The sequence below is a fragment of the Curtobacterium sp. MCBA15_005 genome, assembly GCF_001864855.1.
GTDB classification, from domain to species: Bacteria; Actinomycetota; Actinomycetes; order Actinomycetales; family Microbacteriaceae; genus Curtobacterium; species Curtobacterium flaccumfaciens.
The window spans coordinates 126,280-145,610 of record NZ_MJGL01000009.1 but is presented as its reverse complement, the minus strand read 5'-3'; the positions used below and the strand labels follow the sequence as shown (position 1 = coordinate 145,610).

The 19,331-nt window shown below is 67.6% G+C and carries 29 protein-coding genes; all 29 read left to right on the top strand.

All coding sequences use genetic code 11. From position 1 onward, the window contains the following. Positions 1–96 precede the first annotated feature (96 nt). The 29 genes from BIU89_RS07370 to rplO all read left to right on the top strand — a co-directional run bounded on the left by BIU89_RS07370 (position 97) and on the right by rplO (position 19,279). Complete coding sequence (locus tag BIU89_RS07370) at positions 97–690, top strand: CBU_0592 family membrane protein (RefSeq protein WP_441294450.1); 594 nt, start codon at positions 97–99, stop codon at positions 688–690. Positions 691–717: 27 nt separating this feature from the next. Further along, the gene (locus BIU89_RS07365) at positions 718–1,230 is read left to right on the top strand and encodes a DUF6121 family protein (protein ID WP_071245479.1); all 513 of its coding nucleotides are present in this window, start codon (positions 718–720) and stop codon (positions 1,228–1,230) included. Between the two features lie 37 nt (positions 1,231–1,267). Beyond that, on the top strand, positions 1,268–2,440 hold the full coding sequence (locus BIU89_RS07360; RefSeq protein WP_071245477.1) for a hypothetical protein: 1,173 nt from the start codon (positions 1,268–1,270) through the stop codon (positions 2,438–2,440). 228 nt (positions 2,441–2,668) lie between these two features. After that, positions 2,669–3,037, top strand: a complete 369-nt coding sequence (gene rpsL, locus BIU89_RS07355) for a 30S ribosomal protein S12 (RefSeq protein ID WP_017885540.1) — start codon at positions 2,669–2,671, stop codon at positions 3,035–3,037. A gap of 5 nt (positions 3,038–3,042) precedes the next feature. Continuing rightward, complete coding sequence (rpsG, locus tag BIU89_RS07350; protein ID WP_017885539.1) at positions 3,043–3,513, top strand: 30S ribosomal protein S7; 471 nt, start codon at positions 3,043–3,045, stop codon at positions 3,511–3,513. Between the two features lie 87 nt (positions 3,514–3,600). Next, positions 3,601–5,718 (top strand): elongation factor G, encoded by a 2,118-nt coding sequence (fusA, locus tag BIU89_RS07345; protein WP_027466735.1) that lies wholly within the window; start codon positions 3,601–3,603, stop codon positions 5,716–5,718. 147 nt (positions 5,719–5,865) lie between these two features. Next, a complete protein-coding gene (gene tuf / locus BIU89_RS07340) occupies positions 5,866–7,053 on the top strand; it encodes an elongation factor Tu (RefSeq protein ID WP_027466734.1) in 1,188 nt (395 codons plus the stop codon). A gap of 172 nt (positions 7,054–7,225) precedes the next feature. Beyond that, a complete protein-coding gene (locus BIU89_RS07335; RefSeq protein WP_027466733.1) occupies positions 7,226–8,203 on the top strand; it encodes a DNA topoisomerase IB in 978 nt (325 codons plus the stop codon). Positions 8,204–8,283: 80 nt separating this feature from the next. After that, on the top strand, positions 8,284–9,111 hold the full coding sequence (locus BIU89_RS07330; RefSeq protein WP_051596996.1) for a DarT ssDNA thymidine ADP-ribosyltransferase family protein: 828 nt from the start codon (positions 8,284–8,286) through the stop codon (positions 9,109–9,111). A gap of 521 nt (positions 9,112–9,632) precedes the next feature. Next, positions 9,633–9,941 carry a 30S ribosomal protein S10 gene (gene rpsJ, locus BIU89_RS07325; protein WP_017885534.1) on the top strand — a complete coding sequence of 103 codons (309 nt, stop codon included), beginning with the start codon at positions 9,633–9,635 and terminating at the stop codon, positions 9,939–9,941. Between the two features lie 12 nt (positions 9,942–9,953). Next, positions 9,954–10,610 carry a 50S ribosomal protein L3 gene (rplC, locus tag BIU89_RS07320; RefSeq protein WP_027466731.1) on the top strand — a complete coding sequence of 219 codons (657 nt, stop codon included), beginning with the start codon at positions 9,954–9,956 and terminating at the stop codon, positions 10,608–10,610. A 2-nt stretch (positions 10,611–10,612) separates the two neighbouring features. Next, complete coding sequence (rplD, locus tag BIU89_RS07315) at positions 10,613–11,272, top strand: 50S ribosomal protein L4 (protein ID WP_027466730.1); 660 nt, start codon at positions 10,613–10,615, stop codon at positions 11,270–11,272. Further along, positions 11,269–11,568 carry a 50S ribosomal protein L23 gene (gene rplW, locus BIU89_RS07310; protein WP_027466729.1) on the top strand — a complete coding sequence of 100 codons (300 nt, stop codon included), beginning with the start codon at positions 11,269–11,271 and terminating at the stop codon, positions 11,566–11,568. The genes rplD and rplW overlap by 4 nt, the downstream gene beginning before the upstream one ends. An 18-nt stretch (positions 11,569–11,586) precedes the next feature. After that, entirely contained in the window at positions 11,587–12,426 is an 840-nt protein-coding gene (gene rplB, locus BIU89_RS07305) for a 50S ribosomal protein L2 (protein WP_027466728.1), read from the top strand. 11 nt (positions 12,427–12,437) lie between these two features. Next, on the top strand, positions 12,438–12,719 hold the full coding sequence (rpsS, locus tag BIU89_RS07300; RefSeq protein ID WP_017885529.1) for a 30S ribosomal protein S19: 282 nt from the start codon (positions 12,438–12,440) through the stop codon (positions 12,717–12,719). 25 nt (positions 12,720–12,744) lie between these two features. Next, positions 12,745–13,137 carry a 50S ribosomal protein L22 gene (gene rplV, locus BIU89_RS07295; protein ID WP_035809257.1) on the top strand — a complete coding sequence of 131 codons (393 nt, stop codon included), beginning with the start codon at positions 12,745–12,747 and terminating at the stop codon, positions 13,135–13,137. Then, a complete protein-coding gene (rpsC, locus tag BIU89_RS07290) occupies positions 13,137–13,949 on the top strand; it encodes a 30S ribosomal protein S3 (protein ID WP_017885527.1) in 813 nt (270 codons plus the stop codon). The genes rplV and rpsC overlap by 1 nt, the downstream gene beginning before the upstream one ends. Before the next feature lie 2 nt (positions 13,950–13,951). After that, entirely contained in the window at positions 13,952–14,371 is a 420-nt protein-coding gene (gene rplP / locus BIU89_RS07285; RefSeq protein ID WP_017885526.1) for a 50S ribosomal protein L16, read from the top strand. After that, positions 14,371–14,691 carry a 50S ribosomal protein L29 gene (gene rpmC, locus BIU89_RS19025; RefSeq protein WP_017885525.1) on the top strand — a complete coding sequence of 107 codons (321 nt, stop codon included), beginning with the start codon at positions 14,371–14,373 and terminating at the stop codon, positions 14,689–14,691. Before rplP ends, rpmC begins: the two co-directional genes overlap by 1 nt. Beyond that, complete coding sequence (rpsQ, locus tag BIU89_RS07275; protein WP_017885524.1) at positions 14,691–14,975, top strand: 30S ribosomal protein S17; 285 nt, start codon at positions 14,691–14,693, stop codon at positions 14,973–14,975. The genes rpmC and rpsQ overlap by 1 nt, the downstream gene beginning before the upstream one ends. Positions 14,976–15,006: 31 nt before the next feature. After that, on the top strand, positions 15,007–15,375 hold the full coding sequence (rplN, locus tag BIU89_RS07270) for a 50S ribosomal protein L14 (RefSeq protein WP_017885523.1): 369 nt from the start codon (positions 15,007–15,009) through the stop codon (positions 15,373–15,375). Between the two features lie 3 nt (positions 15,376–15,378). After that, positions 15,379–15,738 (top strand): 50S ribosomal protein L24, encoded by a 360-nt coding sequence (gene rplX, locus BIU89_RS07265; protein WP_017885522.1) that lies wholly within the window; start codon positions 15,379–15,381, stop codon positions 15,736–15,738. Continuing rightward, positions 15,738–16,328 carry a 50S ribosomal protein L5 gene (gene rplE, locus BIU89_RS07260; protein ID WP_042537502.1) on the top strand — a complete coding sequence of 197 codons (591 nt, stop codon included), beginning with the start codon at positions 15,738–15,740 and terminating at the stop codon, positions 16,326–16,328. Before rplX ends, rplE begins: the two co-directional genes overlap by 1 nt. 153 nt (positions 16,329–16,481) lie before the next feature. After that, a complete protein-coding gene (gene rpsH / locus BIU89_RS07255) occupies positions 16,482–16,880 on the top strand; it encodes a 30S ribosomal protein S8 (protein WP_017885519.1) in 399 nt (132 codons plus the stop codon). 6 nt (positions 16,881–16,886) lie between these two features. After that, positions 16,887–17,423, top strand: a complete 537-nt coding sequence (gene rplF / locus BIU89_RS07250; protein ID WP_017885518.1) for a 50S ribosomal protein L6 — start codon at positions 16,887–16,889, stop codon at positions 17,421–17,423. A gap of 2 nt (positions 17,424–17,425) precedes the next feature. After that, positions 17,426–17,800, top strand: a complete 375-nt coding sequence (rplR, locus tag BIU89_RS07245) for a 50S ribosomal protein L18 (RefSeq protein ID WP_027466725.1) — start codon at positions 17,426–17,428, stop codon at positions 17,798–17,800. After that, the gene (rpsE, locus tag BIU89_RS07240; protein WP_071245475.1) at positions 17,797–18,633 is read left to right on the top strand and encodes a 30S ribosomal protein S5; all 837 of its coding nucleotides are present in this window, start codon (positions 17,797–17,799) and stop codon (positions 18,631–18,633) included. Before rplR ends, rpsE begins: the two co-directional genes overlap by 4 nt. Then, on the top strand, positions 18,633–18,818 hold the full coding sequence (rpmD, locus tag BIU89_RS07235) for a 50S ribosomal protein L30 (protein WP_017885515.1): 186 nt from the start codon (positions 18,633–18,635) through the stop codon (positions 18,816–18,818). The genes rpsE and rpmD overlap by 1 nt, the downstream gene beginning before the upstream one ends. Beyond that, a complete protein-coding gene (rplO, locus tag BIU89_RS07230; RefSeq protein ID WP_027466723.1) occupies positions 18,815–19,279 on the top strand; it encodes a 50S ribosomal protein L15 in 465 nt (154 codons plus the stop codon). Before rpmD ends, rplO begins: the two co-directional genes overlap by 4 nt. Positions 19,280–19,331: the final 52 nt, after the last annotated feature.

The window sequence follows — 19,331 nt, the reverse complement described above, 5'->3', positions numbered from 1 at the left end:
TGATTACGATGCACCAGACGCCGTGATCGCGGCTGTTCATCCCCGCTCGAACGGTCGGCTCGAACCGGCCGTTCCTCGTCGTGCCCGGAGTCGCGCGTGTTGGTCGGAATCGTGGAATTCCTCGGTTGGTTCGGTGCCGTAACCGTTCTGGCCGGTTACATCTTGTTCTCGACTGGCAAGATCCCGAACGGCCCGCTCTACCAGCTGTTCAACCTGGTCGGTGGCCTCGCGGTGGCGATCAACGTCGCCGCGCACCACGCCGTACCCTCGACGATCGTCAACGGGATCTGGGCGATCGTCGCCGTCGTCGTCCTGGTGAAGATGGGCCGAGCGCGTCGCGCGGCGAAGCGCGACGGATCCGTGTCCACCGAGCCGCCGGTCCTGCACGCTGAACCGGCCGCGACCACCGGGGTCCTGCCGGTCATCGGCCCGGCGCTGCGTGACCACGAGCCGGAGGACACCGCCGAGGCGGACGCGGCCACGGGCCTCCAGTCCGACGACGCGACGGACACGACGGACGCGACGGACGAGAAGACGCCGGATGCTGCGCCCGCCCCCATGACGGAGACCGTCCCGATCATCACGGCGACGATCGCGCTCGCCCTGGTCGCCGCCGCGCAGGAGCAGTCCGACCGGGCGGACCGTCGCGAGCACGCGGACGACACGGGCCACGCCGAACCCGCTCGCTGACCAGCCGGTCGGCGATACGATCGGCGCATGTCCCGGTGGTTGATCGCGACGATGACGTCCGTCCTCTTCATCGCGCTCGTGATCGCCGTCACGGGCTTCGAAGCCCTGCTCGCAGACGTCGAGGTCATCTCCCAGCCCGACGCCACCCCGTACCTCGGGCCCGCGATGGTGGTCGGCGCCGCGGTGGTGGTCTTCCTCGCGACCGTGGCGGGTGCGCGTGACGGCAACCCCGGCGTGACGGCCCTGGTGGCCGCTGCGACGGTCTACCTGGTCATGCTCGGCATCGGGGCCGTGGGCTACGCGCTCGTCCGCTCGGACGCGACGGAGCTCCTCGTCTTCCCCGCGGGGTACGCCCTCGGGCCGTTCGTGGTCGGGTCCGTCGTGGTGGCGGTCCTGTCGGTGCTCGGCGGGATCACGATGGCCCGACACCAGGCGCGGACCGCTGGCGGCTCGGGCGCTGCCGCGACGCGTCCGGACGGGCCTGACGGGCGCTCCGGGCACGACCGGACGAACGCGGGCGAGGAACCCGCCGGACGGTAGTGTTCGCAGGGCACGACGCACACGCAACGGGGGAACGATGAGCGACCAGCACGCGCAGGATCCGGACCAGCAGGGCGGCTGGGGCGCCGTCCCGCCGGTGGACTCGATCCGTGGCACCGACGGAACGCCCGCCGCAGGAGCCCCCGGGTTCCCCGGGATGTCCGGGCCGGTGCCGCAGCGTCCTCGCCGGAAGCTCCGCCGCGGTCAGCTCATCGGCATCGTCTCGGGCGGCACGGCGGTCGTCCTGCTGCTCGTCGCCGGGGTCGTCGGGTACTCGATCGGTTCCTCCTCGCACTCTGCTGACCGTCCGGTGCGGGCGTTCCTCGACGATCTCACGGCCGGACGCGTGGCCGACGCCCTCGACGACGCGGGCATCGAGCGCGAGAAGACCGACGTGCTCCTCGGTGAAGCCGCCTACGCGAAGGCATCGGACAAGGTCACCGGCTACCGCGTCGCCGCGACGCGGACAGAGGGCGACACCGCGACGGTCCGCGCCTACCTGCGCCAGGGCGGGCAGGACGTCGCCGCGACCTTCACGCTGGACAAGACCGGGACGGACTGGGGTGTGTTCCCGGTCTGGGAGCTGCAGGCCCCGGAGCTCGGATCGGTCGACGTCGCCGTGCGGGGTCCGTCCGGTGCTGGGGTCACGGTCGCGGGCCGGGACGCGAAGACCGCGAAGGACGGCACGGTGAGCCTCCGCGCGCTGCCCGGGACCTACGACGTCGCCTTCGACGGCGACAAGTGGACCACGGCCAGCGGGGGATCGGCGAGCGTCAGCGGGTTCGGGCGGTCGACCTCGACCCCGGTGCAGATGACCACGACCCTGACCACCGCCGGGCAGCAGGCCGCCAAGCGAGCGGTGGACGCCTGGGTGGACGGCTGCATCGCCTCCACCGACGCCGCCCCTGCCGGGTGCAGCTTCTACGCGTACGGGCAGAACCCCGCGTACACGTACTCGAACCAGAAGTGGACACTCGAGACGCGGCCCACCGTCCGGGTCGGCAGCTGGACGACGAACGGCTGGTTGATCACGACGACGACGTTCGGACGGGCGAAGTACACGGCCGACATCTCGGGTGCCGCCGGCACCGGAACGGCGTCCGCGGGGCCGCTCAACGTGAACGCGAGCGGGTACGTCACCGGCTTCTCGAGCGACGGTGCCACGTTCCGCTCGGCGGTGGGCAACGGGTCCTCCGACACCGGCTCATGACGGTGTCGGTTCCCGGGGTGACCCGGATTGATTTCGTCCCGTTACGCGGGTAGTCTCTACCGGGTGTGCGCCTTCGGGCGCGCCCGAAAAGTCCGGCGAGCGGGATCGCCCAGCCGGACCACTCCGTCCCCCACTCGAACACCCGCCGTCCGGCGGTGCTCAGCGTGGGACGAGGAAGCCGGCGGAACGCGCCGGCCAGAGAGCACGAGCGAAGAACCAGGAGAACAGTTGCCTACTATTCAGCAGCTGGTTCGCAAGGGTCGTACGCCGAAGGTCACCAAGACCAAGGCGCCCGCCCTGAAGGCGAACCCCCAGCAGCGTGGTGTGTGCACCCGCGTCTACACCACCACCCCCAAGAAGCCGAACTCGGCACTGCGCAAGGTCGCTCGTGTCAAGCTCTCGAACGGCACCGAGGTCACGGCCTACATCCCCGGTGAGGGCCACAACCTCCAGGAGCACTCGATGGTGCTCGTCCGTGGCGGTCGTGTGAAGGACCTCCCGGGTGTGCGGTACAAGATCATCCGTGGCGCCCTGGACACCCAGGCAGTCAAGAACCGTAAGCAGGCTCGTAGCCGCTACGGCGCGAAGAAGGGTTGAGTTAGATGCCTCGTAAGGGTCCCGCCCCCAAGCGTCCCGTCGTCGCCGACCCGGTCTACGGTGCGCCGATCGTCAGCCAGCTCGTCAACAAGATCCTGCTCGACGGCAAGAAGGGCCTCGCCGAGCGCATCGTCTACGGTGCACTCGAGGGCGTTTCCGCCAAGAACCAGCAGGACGCCGTCGTGACGCTGAAGAAGGCGCTCGACAACGTCCGTCCGACCCTCGAGGTCCGCAGCCGCCGCGTCGGTGGCTCGACCTACCAGGTCCCGGTCGAGGTCAAGCCGCACCGCGCGAACACCCTCGCGCTCCGTTGGCTCACCTCGTACGCCAAGGCCCGTCGCGAGAAGACGATGACCGAGCGTCTCATGAACGAGATCCTCGACGCGTCGAACGGTCTCGGTGCCGCGGTCAAGCGCCGCGAGGACACGCACAAGATGGCCGAGTCGAACAAGGCCTTCGCCCACTACCGCTGGTAGTCCCGGCACCGTCCGGGCGCCGGTGGTCAAGAACCCCGGCGCCCGGACGGCCGCCAACCTCTCCTACAACTCTTCCGGAGGAACCCTGTGGCACAGGACGTGCTCACCGACCTGAACAAGGTCCGCAACATCGGCATCATGGCGCACATCGATGCCGGCAAGACCACGACGACCGAGCGCATCCTGTTCTACACGGGCATCACGCACAAGATCGGTGAGGTCCACGACGGCGCTGCCACGATGGACTGGATGGCGCAGGAGCAGGAGCGCGGCATCACGATCACGTCGGCCGCGACGACCTGCTTCTGGGACAACAACCAGATCAACATCATCGACACCCCCGGTCACGTGGACTTCACGGTCGAGGTGGAGCGCTCGCTCCGCGTCCTCGACGGTGCGGTCGCCGTCTTCGACGGCAAGGAGGGCGTCGAGCCCCAGTCCGAGACCGTCTGGCGTCAGGCCGACAAGTACGACGTCCCGCGCATCTGCTTCGTCAACAAGATGGACAAGCTGGGCGCCGACTTCTACTACACCGTCGACACCATCGTGAACCGCCTCGGCGCGGAGCCCCTCGTGCTCCAGCTGCCGATCGGTTCCGAGAGCTCGTTCGAAGGCGTCGTCGACCTCGTCCAGATGCGTGCACTCACCTGGCGCGGCGACGCCAAGGGTGACGTCGCGATGGGCGCGAAGTACGAGATCGAAGAGATCCCGGCCGACCTGCAGGACCGTGCCGCCGAGTACCGCGAGAAGCTCATCGAGCGCGTGGCCGAGGCGGACGACGTCCTCATGGAGCGCTACCTCGAGGGCGACACCGACTTCTCGGTCGCCGAGATCAAGGCAGCCATCCGTGCCCTCACGGTGAGCAGCACGCTCTACCCGGTCCTCTGCGGTTCCGCGTTCAAGAACCGTGGTGTCCAGCCGATGCTCGACGCCGTCATCGACTACCTCCCGTCCCCGCTCGACGTGCCGCCGATGATCGGCCACGACGTCAAGGACGAGGAGAAGGAGATCATCCGCAAGCCCGACGCGTCCGAGCCGTTCTCGGCCCTCGCGTTCAAGGTCGCGGTGCACCCCTTCTTCGGTCGTCTGACCTACGTGCGCGTCTACTCCGGCTCGATCGAGTCCGGTGCCCAGGTCATCAACTCGACCAAGGGCAAGAAGGAGCGCATCGGCAAGATCTTCCAGATGCACTCCAACAAGGAGAACCCGGTCGCCAACGTGACCGCTGGCCACATCTACGCGGTCATCGGCCTCAAGGACACCACCACCGGTGACACCCTGTGCGACCCGACCAACCAGGTCGTCCTCGAGTCGATGACGTTCCCGGAGCCGGTCATCGAGGTCGCCATCGAGCCGAACACGAAGGCTGACCAGGAGAAGCTCTCCACGGCCATCCAGAAGCTCGCCGAAGAGGACCCGACGTTCCGCGTCGAGCTCAACGCCGAGACCGGTCAGACGACGATCAAGGGCATGGGCGAGCTCCACCTCGACATCCTCGTCGACCGCATGAAGCGTGAGTTCCACGTCGAGGCGAGCGTCGGCAAGCCCCAGGTGGCCTACCGCGAGACGCTCACCAAGATCGTCGAGCGCTACGACTACACCCACAAGAAGCAGACCGGTGGTTCCGGCCAGTTCGCGAAGGTGCAGATCGCGCTCGAGCCGATGGAGGTCACGAGCGAGAAGGTCTACGAGTTCGTCAACGCGACCTCCGGTGGCCGTGTCCCGCGCGAGTACATCCCGTCGGTCGACGCCGGTATCCAGGACGCCATGCAGGTCGGCATCCTCGCGGGTTACCCGACGGTCGGCGTGAAGGCCATCCTCAAGGACGGCGCGGCGCACGACGTCGACTCGTCCGAGATGGCGTTCAAGATCGCCGGCTCGATCGCCTACAAGGAAGCGGCTCGCAAGGCCGGTCCGGCGATCCTCGAGCCGATCATGGCCGTCGAGGTCCGTACTCCTGAGGAGTACATGGGCGACGTCATCGGTGACCTGAACTCCCGTCGTGGCCAGATCGCCTCGATGGAGGACGCCTCGGGCGTCAAGGTGGTCCGCGCGAGCGTGCCGCTGTCCGAGATGTTCGGCTACGTCGGCGACCTGCGGTCGAAGACCTCTGGTCGTGCGGTCTACTCGATGACCTTCGAGACCTACAGCCAGGTCCCGGCCAAGGTCGCCGAGGAGATCATCGCGAAGAACGCGGGGGAGTAGCGCTCAGCGCTTCTCCACAGGCGGGGGCGCCCGGCGACGGGCCCCTCGCCACCAAGTAAAGTACAGACACACACCGCGCACCAACGGTTCCGAGCCCATCCAGGGCCGGCCGGGGGTGACGCTTCCGAGTCCTGAGGAGGACCCACAGTGGCCAAGGCCAAGTTCGAGCGCACCAAGCCGCACGTCAACATCGGAACCATCGGTCACGTCGACCACGGCAAGACCACGCTCACGGCGGCGATCACCAAGGTTCTGCACGACCAGTACCCGGACCTCAACGAGGCCCGCGACTTCGCGCAGATCGACAACGCTCCCGAGGAGCGCCAGCGCGGCATCACGATCAACATCTCGCACGTCGAGTACCAGACCGAGAAGCGTCACTACGCGCACGTCGACGCCCCCGGTCACGCCGACTACGTGAAGAACATGATCACGGGTGCGGCACAGATGGACGGCGCGATCCTCGTGGTCGCCGCCACCGACGGCCCGATGCCCCAGACGCGTGAGCACGTGCTGCTCGCCCGCCAGGTCGGCGTCCCCTACATCGTCGTCGCACTGAACAAGTCCGACATGGTGGACGACGAGGAGATCCTGGAGCTCGTCGAGCTCGAGGTCCGCGAGCTCCTCGGCTCGCAGCAGTTCGACGAGGACGCCCCCGTCGTGCAGGTCTCGGCGCTCAAGGCGCTCGAGGGCGACGAGAAGTGGGTCAAGTCGGTCCAGGACCTCATGGCCCAGGTCGACGAGCACGTGCCGGACCCGGTGCGCGCCACCGACCAGCCGTTCCTGATGCCGATCGAGGACGTCTTCACGATCACCGGTCGTGGCACGGTCGTCACCGGTCGCGTCGAGCGTGGCACGCTCAACCTGAACGCCGAGGTCGAGATCGTCGGCATCCGCGCGACGCAGAAGACCACCGTCACGGGCATCGAGATGTTCCGCAAGCTGCTCGACCAGGCGGTCGCCGGTGACAACACCGGTCTGCTGATCCGTGGCCTCAAGCGCGAGGACGTGGAGCGCGGCCAGGTCGTCGTGAAGCCGGGTTCGGTCACGCCGCACACCGAGTTCCAGGCGAACGCGTACATCCTGACCAAGGACGAGGGTGGGCGTCACAACCCGTTCTACGCGAACTACCGCCCGCAGTTCTACTTCCGCACCACGGACGTCACCGGCGTCATCACGCTGCCCGAGGGCACCGAGATGGTCATGCCCGGTGACACCGTCGCCATGACGGTCGAGCTGATCCAGCCGATCGCCATGGAAGAGGGCCTCCGTTTCGCCATCCGTGAGGGTGGTCGTACGGTCGGTGCCGGTACGGTCGAGAAGATCATCAAGTAACTCCGGTTCCTTGCGACAGCGGGGTCGGGCCTTCGGGCCCGGCCCCGCTTCGTCGTGTCCGGCCCCTGGCGCGCGTACAGGGCGCCGGACAGGAGGATCGGGGCGGGGCCCGCCACGGGCCTCCAGTCCGCCCCGTGACCCGTCACAGGCGGCACGGAGTTGGCTCGACGTCGTGACACGCCTCCGCAGATCCGCGACCTCTGGTCGCGGCTACCACCGCGTCCGTTCAGGACGCGGTTTCTCGTTCCGCGACCCCGACGGCAACACCGTGACGGACCCGGACGAACGCCGTCGGCTCGAGGAGTTCGTGATCCCGCCGGCGTGGGACGACGTCTGGATCTCCCCGTACGAGAACGGCCACATCCTGGCGACTGGCACGGACGGCGCGGGACGCCGCCAGTACATGTACCACCCGTCCTGGCGTGAACGGATGGACCGGATCAAGTACGACCGTGCGCTGGCACTGGCCGAGTCGTTGCCGGTCGCCCGCCGCGGCGTCACGCAGGACCTCCGTCGCCCCGAGCCGGACCGCCGCCGTGCGCTGGCCGCAGCGTTCCGGATGCTCGACCAGGGGTCCCTCCGGGTCGGGTCCGAGCGGTACGCCACCGAGCACGGCAGTCGGGGACTGTCCACCCTGCTCTGCGCGCACGCGCACGTCTCCGGCGACGACATCGAGCTCGACTTCCCCGGCAAGAGCGGGCAGGAGTGGTCGTCGTCGATCCACGACCACGACCTGGCGCGGGTGATCGCGGGCATGAAGCGTCGTGGGCCCAACGCGCGGTTGCTCTCGTTCCGGGAGCGCCGCGGAGCGGAGTGGGAACCGCTCTCGGCCGAGGACATCAACGCCTACGTGAAGGAACGTGCGGGCGACGAGTTCACCGCGAAGGACTTCCGGACCCTGCACGGGACGGTCGCGGCCGCGGTCGACCTGGCCAAGACCGGACCGCAGTCGTCCCAGGCGAAGCGGAAGAAGGCCGTCTCGCACGCGGTGAAGGCCGCCAGCGACGAGCTCGGCAACACCCCGACGGTGTGCCGACAGAGCTACATCGACCCCCGGTTGCTCGACGCGTACGACCACGGGGAGACCATCGACCCGAACCGCCTGGCGTCCGCCGAGGCCGAGGTCCGGGCACTGCTCTACCGACAATGACCCGGGGGCCGTCCGGATGACGTAGCGTTGGTCGACGTGCCGGACCACCCCCACACGGCACGGAAGGACCCACAACAGTCGTGACCGACGAGTGCATCCACGGATTCCCCACCGAGCTCTGCGACATCTGCGCACCCCGGCAGCGCGAGGCGTCGGAGATCCCAGCCACCCCGGCCCCCCGCCGGACCCGCATCACCACCAACCTGCGCGTCGACCCGCCGGCCTCCGGCCCCGGGACGTCGCTCCGGTCGCCGACGTCGCTCCGTTCGTCGTCAGCTGACCTGCCCGAGGCACGTGAGTTCGCAGCGCTCCGCGCCCACCACGTGACCCACATCGACAACCTCGACGGCATCGTCGGTGCCGGGGCGATCCTGGCGTCCGACCAGGCCGAGCCGGTCGTGGACGTCAGTTCCGCCGAGACCCGTGCCGCCCGCGCCGAGGCCGAGGCCCCCGACGGCTCCTCGATCGCCGGCCACGTGCCGTTCACGCTGTCGCCCGACGCCACCCGCTGGGACGAACTCCGCACGGGCGCCGACGGTGAGCGCTGGTCGGACGCGGCCCGCCGTACCCGGGCGATCGACTACGTCGTGCTCGTCGTGCCGGTCTCGGCGTTCGGTGCCTCGGTGATCGTCGCCGACCAGGACGCCGACGCCGACGACGTCCGGTTCGCCGTCGGCCCGGACGCCGGCACGAACCTGATCCGCCGCACCGACTTCACCGACCCGGAGATGCACGGCCTCGAGCTGCTCGCCGGTCCGAGTGTGCCGTTCACGTCGGTCGCGGTCATCGGCGTGCCGAACGACAAGGCCCGGCAGACCGTCCGCGCCGTGCTCGCCGACCACGGTGGACACGCTCCGCGAGTGGCCGTCTTCCCGCCGTGGTTCGTGCCCCCGGTGACCGCCGAGTGACGGTCTCCTGACCCGTGTCGACGCACCCTCCGGACCCCGTCCGGAGGGTGCGTCGCGTTGCGGGGCCGAGCCGGGCCTCCAGGCCGTTCGATCCGCGTGGATCCGCGGAAGCGAGCCGGCGGGACACGCCCGGCAATTCGCGACACGCCCGGGTTGCACGTGGGGCGGGGCTATGCGAGACTTGTCCGGTTCCGAATTCCCCGTGGGTGTACGCCCACAGGATCACTGCTCTGGCAGTGCACAACCCCCTTGTTCAGCAGGGCTGGGTTGGGCCGCAGGCAGCAGAACACGACTCCCCGAGATGTGACGGACGCGGTGTACCACTGCTGCGCCCGGAGCACGAGGCAGTCGATTGCCCACGCTGGACGGCCACGGTCGCCCGCGAGGTTGACAGGTGAACAGCGGTCATCCCCAGTGGATGCGGCCGGTTGGTTCAGGAAAACAGCACGGTCCGCAGGAATGCGGAACCGAGCGGCGTCAGGCGGCCAGAGGGTGCGCGGCGCAGAGAGGACAAGAGACACATGGCGGGACAGAAGATCCGCATCCGGCTCAAGTCGTATGACCACGAGGTCATCGACACGTCGGCCCGGAAGATCGTCGACACGGTGACCCGTGCCGGTGCAACCGTGGTCGGCCCGGTGCCGCTCCCCACCGAGAAGAACGTGATCGCAGTGATCCGTTCCCCTCACAAGTACAAGGACTCGCGCGAGCACTTCGAGAAGCGCACGCACAAGCGGGTCATCGACATCGTCGACCCGACGCCGAAGGCCGTGGACTCGCTCATGCGACTCGACCTGCCGGCAGACGTCAACATCGAGATCAAGCTGTAAGGGGGCTGACCAATGGCGAACTCAACCAAGACCGTCAAGGGCCTCCTCGGCAAGAAGCTCGGCATGACGCAGGTGTGGGACGAGAACAACAAGTTCATCCCCGTCACCGTGATCGAGGTCGGCCCGAACGTGGTCACCCAGATCCGCAACGCTGAGCGCGACGGCTACGAGGCGATCCAGATCGCCGCCGGCGCCATCGACCCGCGCAAGGTCAACAAGCCGGCCGCTGGCCACTTCGAGGCCGCTGGCGTGACCCCGCGTCGCACCCTCACCGAGATCCGTACCAACGACTCCGCTGAGTACACGCTCGGCCAGGAGCTCACCGTGGACGGCACGTTCACGGCGGGCCAGAAGGTCGACGTCGTCGGTACCTCCAAGGGCAAGGGCTTCGCCGGTGTCATGAAGCGCCACGGCTTCCACGGCGTCGGTGCCTCGCACGGTGCGCACCGCAACCACCGCAAGCCCGGCTCGATCGGTGCTTCCTCGACCCCGTCGCGCGTCTTCAAGGGCATGCGCATGGCTGGTCGTATGGGTGGCGACCGCGTGACCGTCCTCAACCTCACGGTGCACGCCGTCGACGCCGAGAAGGGTCTGCTGCTCGTCAAGGGCGCCGTCCCCGGTGCTCGTGGCCGCTCCGTCTTCGTCCGCACCGCCGTGAAGGGTAAGTGATCATGGCCACCACGACCGCAACCACGATCGACGTCCTCGACGCATCGGGTGCCAAGTCCGGCACCGTCGAGCTGCCCGCAGCTCTCTTCGACGTCGAGACCAACGTCCCGCTGATCCACCAGGTCGTCACCGCGCAGCTCGCAGCCGCGCGTCAGGGCACCCACAAGACCAAGAACCGCGGCGAAGTCCGCGGTGCCGGTCGCAAGCCGTTCAAGCAGAAGGGCACCGGCCGCGCCCGTCAGGGTTCCGTCCGTGCTCCGGAGCACACCGGCGGTGGCGTCGTCCACGGACCGACCCCGCGCGACTACTCGCAGCGCACCCCGAAGAAGATGATCGCCGCTGCTCTGCTCGGCTCGCTCTCGGACCGCGCCCGCGGTGGCCGCATCTCCGCTGTGGAGGGCTTCGTCGCGGCTGAACTGCCGTCGACCAAGACCGCCCGCACGCTCCTCGAGAAGGTCGCGCCCGTCAAGAACGTGCTCGTCGTGCTCGAGACGGACGACGAGCTGACGCTCAAGTCGATCCGCAACCTGTCGAACGTCCACGCGCTCTCGTACGGCCAGCTCAACGCCTACGACGTGCTGCGTTCGGACGCCGTCGTCTTCAGCAAGAGCGCCCTCGACGCCTTCATCGCGTCGAAGACCGCGAAGGAGATCACCGCATGAGCGGCTTCAACAAGGACCCGCGCGACGTCATCATCTCGCCGGTCGTCTCGGAGAAGAGCTACGCGCTCATCGACCAGGGCAAGTACACGTTCATCGTGGACCCCCGCTCGAACAAGACCGAGATCAAGCTCGCCATCGAGAAGATCTTCGACGTCAAGGTCGCGAGCATCAACACGCTGAACCGCCCGGGCAAGACCCGTCGCACCAAGTTCGGTCTCGGCAAGCGCAAGGACACCAAGCGCGCCATCGTGACGCTCAAGTCCGGTTCGATCGACATCTTCACGGCTGTCGGCTGAGGACCAGAGGGATAAATCATGGCTATTCGTAACTACAAGCCGACGACCCCCGGTCGTCGCGGCTCGTCGGTCGCAGACTTCGCTGAGATCACCCGTTCGACTCCGGAGAAGTCCCTGCTTCGTCCGCTGCCGAAGACCGGTGGTCGCAACAGCTCCGGCCGTATCACCACGCGTCACATCGGTGGTGGCCACAAGCGCCAGTACCGCGTGATCGACTTCCGTCGCTCCGACAAGGACGGCGTCGACGCCAAGGTCGCTCACATCGAGTACGACCCCAACCGCACTGCGCGCATCGCGCTCCTGCACTACGTGGACGGCACGAAGCGGTACATCATCGCGCCGAACAAGCTGAAGCAGGGCGACGTCATCGAGCAGGGCCCCGGCGCCGACATCAAGCCCGGCAACAACCTGCCGCTGCGCAACATCCCCGTGGGTACCGTCGTGCACGCCATCGAGCTCCGCCCCGGTGGCGGCGCCAAGATGGCTCGCTCCGCCGGCGCCTCGGTCCGCCTCGTCGCCAAGGACGGCCCCTACGCGCAGCTCCGTCTGCCGTCGGGTGAGGTCCGCAACGTCGACGCACGCTGCCGCGCCACCATCGGCGAGGTCGGCAACGCCGAGCAGTCGAACATCAACTGGGGCAAGGCCGGCCGCATGCGCTGGAAGGGCGTCCGCCCGACCGTCCGTGGTGTCGCCATGAACCCGGTCGACCACCCGCACGGTGGTGGTGAGGGCAAGACGTCCGGTGGTCGTCACCCGGTCAGCCCCTGGGGTCAGTCCGAGGGCCGTACGCGCAAGCCGAACAAGCCGAGCGACAAGCTCATCGTCCGTCGCCGTAACGCCGGCAAGAAGCGCAAGTAGGAGTTCAGAAGATGCCACGCAGTCTGAAGAAGGGCCCCTTCGTCGACGAGCACCTGCTCCGCAAGGTCGTCACGCAGAACGAGGCCAACACCAAGAACGTGATCCGCACGTGGTCGCGTCGGTCGATGATCGTCCCGAACATGCTCGGGCACACGATCGCCGTCCACGACGGCCGCAAGCACATCCCGGTGTTCGTCACCGAGTCGATGGTCGGTCACAAGCTCGGCGAGTTCGCGCCGACCCGCACCTTCCGTGGTCACGTGAAGGACGACAAGAAGGGCCGTCGCCGCTGAGGCGGCGACGCAGAGGAGGAACGAAATGGTGGAGTCGATCGCACGCGTGCGACACATCCGCGTCACGCCTCAGAAGGCCCGTCGCGTCATCGAGCTGATCCGCGGCAAGCAGGCCCACGAGGCCCTCGCCATCCTGAAGTTCGCCCCCCAGGGCGCTTCGGAGCCCGTGTACAAGCTGGTCGCCTCGGCGATCGCGAACGCACGGGTCAAGGCGGACTCGACGAACAGCTTCCTCGACGAGCGCGACCTCTACGTGAGCCGCGTCTTCGTCGACGAGGGCACGACCCTGAAGCGGTTCCAGCCGCGCGCCCAGGGCCGCGCCTTCCGCATCAACAAGCGCACCAGCCACATCACGGTCGTCCTCGCGACGCCCGACGAGGCCGAGGTTGCCGCGACGAGCAAGAAGGCGAGCAAGTAATGGGCCAGAAGGTCAACCCGTACGGCTTCCGTCTCGGGATCACGACGGACCACGTCTCGCACTGGTTCACCGACAGCAAGAAGGCCGGTCAGCGCTACGCCGACTACGTGGCCGAGGACATCAAGGTGCGCGAGTATCTGAAGAAGACCCTCGACCGCGCCGGTGTTGCACGCATCGAGCTCGAGCGCACCCGTGACCGTGTCCGCGTGGACATCCACACGGCTCGTCCGGGCATCGTCATCGGCCGCCGCGGCGCCGAGGCGGAGCGCGTTCGCGGTGAGCTCGAGAAGCTCACCAAGAAGCAGATCCAGCTGAACATCCTCGAGGTCAAGAACCCCGAGACCGAGGCCCAGCTCGTCGCGCAGGGCATCGCCGAGCAGCTCTCCGCTCGTGTCGCGTTCCGTCGCGCCATGCGCAAGGGCCTGCAGGGTGCACAGCGCGCCGGCGCCAAGGGTGTCCGCATCCAGGTGTCGGGCCGTCTCGGCGGCGCCGAGATGTCCCGTTCGGAGTTCTACCGCGAAGGCCGTGTGCCGCTGCACACCCTCCGCGCGAACATCGACTACGGCTTCTACGAGGCCCGGACCACGTTCGGCCGCATCGGCGTGAAGGTCTGGATCTACAAGGGCGACATCACGAACAAGGAGCTCGCTCGCGAGCAGGCGAACCAGCGTTCGTCGCGCCCCGAGCGTCGTGGCGGCCCGCGCGGTGAGCGCGGCGACCGTGGCGGCGACCGTCGTGGCGGCGACCGCGGTGACCGTCGCCCGCAGCAGGCCCCGCAGGACGCGCCGGCCGGCGCAGGAGTTGAGGCGTAACCATGCTTATTCCCCGTCGAGTCAAGCACCGCAAGCAGCACCACCCGAAGCGTTCGGGTCAGGCCACCGGTGGTACCAAGGTCAGCTTCGGCGACTACGGCATCCAGGCCCTCACCCCGGCGTACGTGACCAACCGTCAGATCGAGTCCGCTCGTATCGCCATGACGCGTCACATCAAGCGTGGTGGCAAGGTCTGGATCAACATCTACCCGGACCGTCCGCTGACCAAGAAGCCCGCCGAGACCCGCATGGGTTCCGGTAAGGGTTCGCCCGAGTGGTGGGTCGCGAACGTGAAGCCGGGCCGGGTGCTCTTCGAGCTCTCCGGCGTCAGCGAGGAGATCGCCCGTGAGGCGTTGACTCGTGCAATCCACAAGCTGCCCCTCAAGGCACGCATCATCAAGCGCGAGGAGGGCGACGCATAATGGCGATCGGTTCCAAGGAGCTCCGTCCGACGGAGCTCGACACGTTCGAGAACGAGCGTCTCGCTGACGAGCTGAAGAAGGCCAAGGAGGAACTCTTCAACCTCCGCTTCCAGTCGGCCACCGGCCAGCTGGAGAGCCACGGTCGTCTCCGTGCCGTCAAGCGCGACATCGCCCGCATCTACACCGTCCTCCGCGAGCGCGAGCTCGGCATCCGTGCCACTCCCGCGCCCGTCGAGACCGCCCCCAAGGCCAAGAAGACGACGAAGAAGGCTGACAAGCCGGCCGAGTCGACCGAGGCCGAGACCGCCGAGGAGAAGTAATGGCGAACGAAGAGAAGAACTCCGCCGCCCTCACTCGCGGCTACCGCAAGACGCGTCGCGGCTACGTGACGAGCGACAAGATGGACAAGACCATCGTGGTCGAGGTCGAGGACCGCGTGAAGCACGCGCTCTACGGCAAGATCATCCGTCGTACGTCCAAGGTGAAGGCCCACGACGAGCTCGGCACCGCTGGTGTCGGCGACCTCGTCGTGATCAGCGAGACCCGTCCCCTCAGCGCGTCCAAGCGCTGGCGCCTGGTCGAGATCCTCGAGAAGGCCAAGTAGGCCTCGGCCTGCTTCGGAATAGGAGACAGCAGTGATTCAGCAGGAATCCCGCCTGAAGGTCGCCGACAACACGGGTGCCAAGGAGATCTTGACCATCCGCGTGCTCGGTGGCTCGGGTCGTCGCTACGCCGGTCTCGGTGACGTCATCGTCGCCACGGTGAAGGACGCCATCCCCGGCGGCAACGTGAAGAAGGGTGACGTCGTCAAGGCGGTCATCGTTCGCACCAAGAAGGAGACCCGTCGTCAGGACGGCTCCTACATCAAGTTCGACGAGAACGCGGCAGTGATCCTCAAGGCCGACGGCGACCCGCGCGGTACGCGCATCTTCGGTCCGGTCGGTCGCGAGCTCCGTGACAAGAAGTTCATGAAGATCATCTCGCTCGCGCCGGAGGTGCTGTAAGCCATGGCGAACATCAAGAAGGGTGACCTCGTCCAGGTCATCACGGGCGCGACGCAGGAGCGTGGCGGCGACCGTGGCAAGCAGGGCAAGGTCATCGAGGTCCTCAAGGACAAGAACCGCGTCGTCGTCGAGGGCGTGAACTTCGTCACGAAGCACGTCCGCGTCGGTCAGACGCAGCGTGGTTCGAAGACCGGTGGCATCGAGCAGCACGAAGCCTCGATCCACGTCTCGAACGTCGCACTCGTCGACCCGAAGACGAAGAAGCCGACGCGTGTCGGTTTCCGCACCGAAGAGGTGGAGAAGGACGGCGTCAAGAAGACCGTCCGTGTCCGCTACGCGAAGAAGTCTGGTGAGAAGCTCTGATGACTGACACGACTGCTGCGCCCGCTGGCAAGATCCAGCCGCGCCTCAAGCAGAAGTACCTGGCCGAGATCAAGACGGCCCTCACCGAGCAGTTCGGTTACGCGAACGTCAACCAGGTCCCCGGCCTGGTCAAGGTCGTCGTGAACACCGGTGTCGGCGAGGCCGCTCGTGACTCGAAGATCATCGAGGGGGCCATCAAGGACCTCACGGCGATCACGGGTCAGAAGCCCCAGGTCAACATCGCCCGCAAGTCCATCGCACAGTTCAAGCTGCGCGAGGGTCAGGCCATCGGCGCGCACGTCACCCTCCGCGGTGACCGCGCGTGGGAGTTCCTCGACCGCCTGGTGACGCTCGCACTGCCCCGCATCCGCGACTTCCGCGGTCTCAGCGACAAGCAGTTCGACGGCAACGGCAACTACACGTTCGGTCTCACGGAGCAGTCCGTGTTCCACGAGATCGACCAGGACCGCATCGACCGTGTCCGCGGCTTCGACATCACTGTCGTGACCACCGCGAAGACGGACGACGAGGGACGCGCGCTGCTCCGCCAGCTCGGCTTCCCGTTCCGCTCCAACGAGCAGACGGTCTAAACTACTTCGGGCGGTGCGGGCCGGAGGATTCACGTCCTCCGGCCCGCACGCACGAACACACCGATCTCGGGGAACCGCCCCGGGATCACTCGATCGCTCAGGTCGGCATTCGTGGAACGGGTGTCGAAACCAGGCGAGAAATGGACGAACATCATGACGATGACCGATCCGGTCGCAGACATGCTGACCAGATTGCGGAACGCGAACTCCGCGCACCACGACGCAGTCGCGCTCCCGAGCTCCAAGCTCAAGAAGAACATCGCCGACATCCTCAAGCGTGAGGGCTACATCAGCGAGTGGAAGGTGGAGGACGCCCGAGTCGGGCAGACCCTCACCATCGACCTGAAGTACGGCCCCGAGCGCGAGCGTTCGATCGCCGGCATCAAGCGCGTCTCGAAGCCGGGCCTCCGGGTCTACGCGAAGTCGACGGAGATCCCCCAGGTCCTCGGTGGCCTCGGCGTGGCGATCCTCTCGACCTCCTCCGGCCTCTTGACCGACCGCGAAGCCGAGCAGAAGGGCGTGGGTGGGGAAGTCCTCGCCTACGTGTGGTGATCGACAATGTCACGAATCGGACGTCTCCCCATCGACATCCCCGCCGGCGTCACCGTCTCCGTTGACGGTCAGAACGTGGCGGTCAAGGGCCCGAAGGGCGAGCTCGCGCTCGTCATCGCGGAGCCCATCCAGGCCAAGGTCGAGGAGAACCAGGTCCTCGTCACCCGTCCGGACGACGAGCGCGAGTCGCGTTCGCTCCACGGACTGACCCGGACCCTCATCGCCAACAACATCATCGGCGTGACCCAGGGCTACACCAAGGGCCTCGAGGTCGTCGGCACCGGTTACCGTGTCGCGGCCAAGGGCTCGAACCTCGAGTTCGCGCTCGGGTACTCCCACTCGATCACGGTCGAGCCGCCGGCGGGCATCAGCTTCGCGGTGGAGGGCAACAACAAGGTCACCGTCGCCGGTATCGACAAGCAGGCTGTCGGCGAGGTCGCCGCGAACATCCGGAAGCTCCGGAAGCCCGAGCCCTACAAGGGCAAGGGTGTCCGTTACGCCGGCGAGAACGTGCGCCGCAAGGCCGGAAAGTCAGGTAAGTGATCATGGGACTCCTCAAGACACGAGGCAAGAGCAAGGCGGCCGCCAAGGCGCGTCGTCACAACCGTCTCCGCAAGAAGATCACCGGCACCGAGGCTCGTCCCCGTCTCGCCGTCACCCGCTCGTCGCGTCACGTGTTCGTGCAGGTCATCGACGACTCGAAGGGTCACACCCTCGCCAGCGCCTCGACGATGGAGGCAGACCTCCGCTCGTTCGACGGCGACAAGACCGCCAAGGCCCGTCGCGTCGGTGAGCTCCTCGCCGAGCGCGCGAAGTCGGCTGGCGTCGAGGCCGTGGTCTTCGACCGCGGTGGCAGCAAGTACGCCGGTCGCGTCGCCGCGATCGCCGATGGTGCCCGTGAAGGAGGGCTGAACCTGTGAGCGACAACGCGAACACCAACGAAGACGCCAAGACCGAGGCCGTCGAGGCCACGGAGACCGAGGCAGTCGAGACCACGGAGACCACCGAGGCGAGCACGGAGGCCACGGCCACCGAGGCGACCACCGAGGGCGCCAAGACCGGCAAGGAGGCGGAGGCACCTGCCGTCGCCGAGCGTCCGGTCGAGACCGCCGCGGGCTCCGCGTCCAACAACCGCGACTCCGCTGACAACCGTGGCCGTCGTGGTGGCGGTCGTGACCGTCAGCAGGGCCGCGACCGCAACAACCGCGGTGGCGACAGCCAGTTCCTCGAGCGCGTGGTGACCATCAACCGCGTCTCGAAGGTCGTCAAGGGTGGTCGTCGCTTCAGCTTCACGGCGCTCGTCGTCGTCGGTGACGGCAACGGCCTCGTGGGCGTCGGCTACGGCAAGGCCAAGGAGGTCCCCACGGCGATCTCCAAGGGTGTCGAAGAGGCGAAGAAGAACTTCTTCCGCGTCCCCCGCGTCGGCAACACGATCCCGCACCCGGTGCAGGGTGAAGCCGCCGCTGGCGTCGTCCTCCTGCGTCCGGCCGGCCCCGGTACCGGTGTCATCGCCGGTGGTCCGGTCCGCGCCGTGCTCGAGTGCGCCGGCATCCACGACGTCCTGAGCAAGTCGCTCGGCTCGTCGAACACCATCAACATCGTGCACGCGACCGTCGAGGCTCTGAAGCAGCTCGAGGAGCCCCGCGCCGTCGCGAGCCGTCGTGGCCTCGACGTCGAGCGGGTCGTCCCGGCCCGTCTGCTCCAGGCCGAGGCCGCAGCCCTGCGTGCCGCGACCGAGAAGGCAGGTGCGTGATGGCGATGCTGAAGATCACGCAGATCAAGTCCGTTATCAGCGAGAAGCAGTACCAGCGCGACACCCTGCGCAGCCTGGGCCTCAAGCGCATCGGCCGTTCGGTCGAGCGTGAGGACAACTCCCAGAACCGCGGGTACATCGCGACGGTGGCGCACCTCGTGAAGGTCGAGGAGGTCGACGCATGAGCGACGAGAAGAACGAGCGCGTGCAGGTGCTGAAGCTGCACCACCTCCGTCCCGCAGAGGGCGCCAAGAAGGACCGCACCCGCGTGGGTCGCGGTGAGGGCTCGAAGGGCAAGACCGCTGGGCGTGGTACCAAGGGCACGAAGGCCCGTTACCAGGTCCGGGTCGGCTTCGAGGGTGGGCAGATGCCGCTGCACATGCGCACCCCGAAGCTCCGCGGGTTCAAGAACCCGTTCCGGGTCGAGTACCAGGTCGTGAACCTGGACAAGATCTCGGAGCTCTACCCCGATGGTGGCGACGTCACCGTTGCGGGCCTGGTCGCCAAGGGCGCCGTCCGCAAGAACGAGAAGGTCAAGGTTCTCGGTCAGGGTGACATCACCGTGAAGATCACGGTCACGGTCGACAAGGTCTCGGCGTCCGCCGCCGAGAAGATCGTGGCTGCTGGCGGCACCGTCTCCCAGTAACCCCCGTCGGCGGCCCGTGCGTTTGCGCACGGGCCGCCGTTACGGTTTCCTT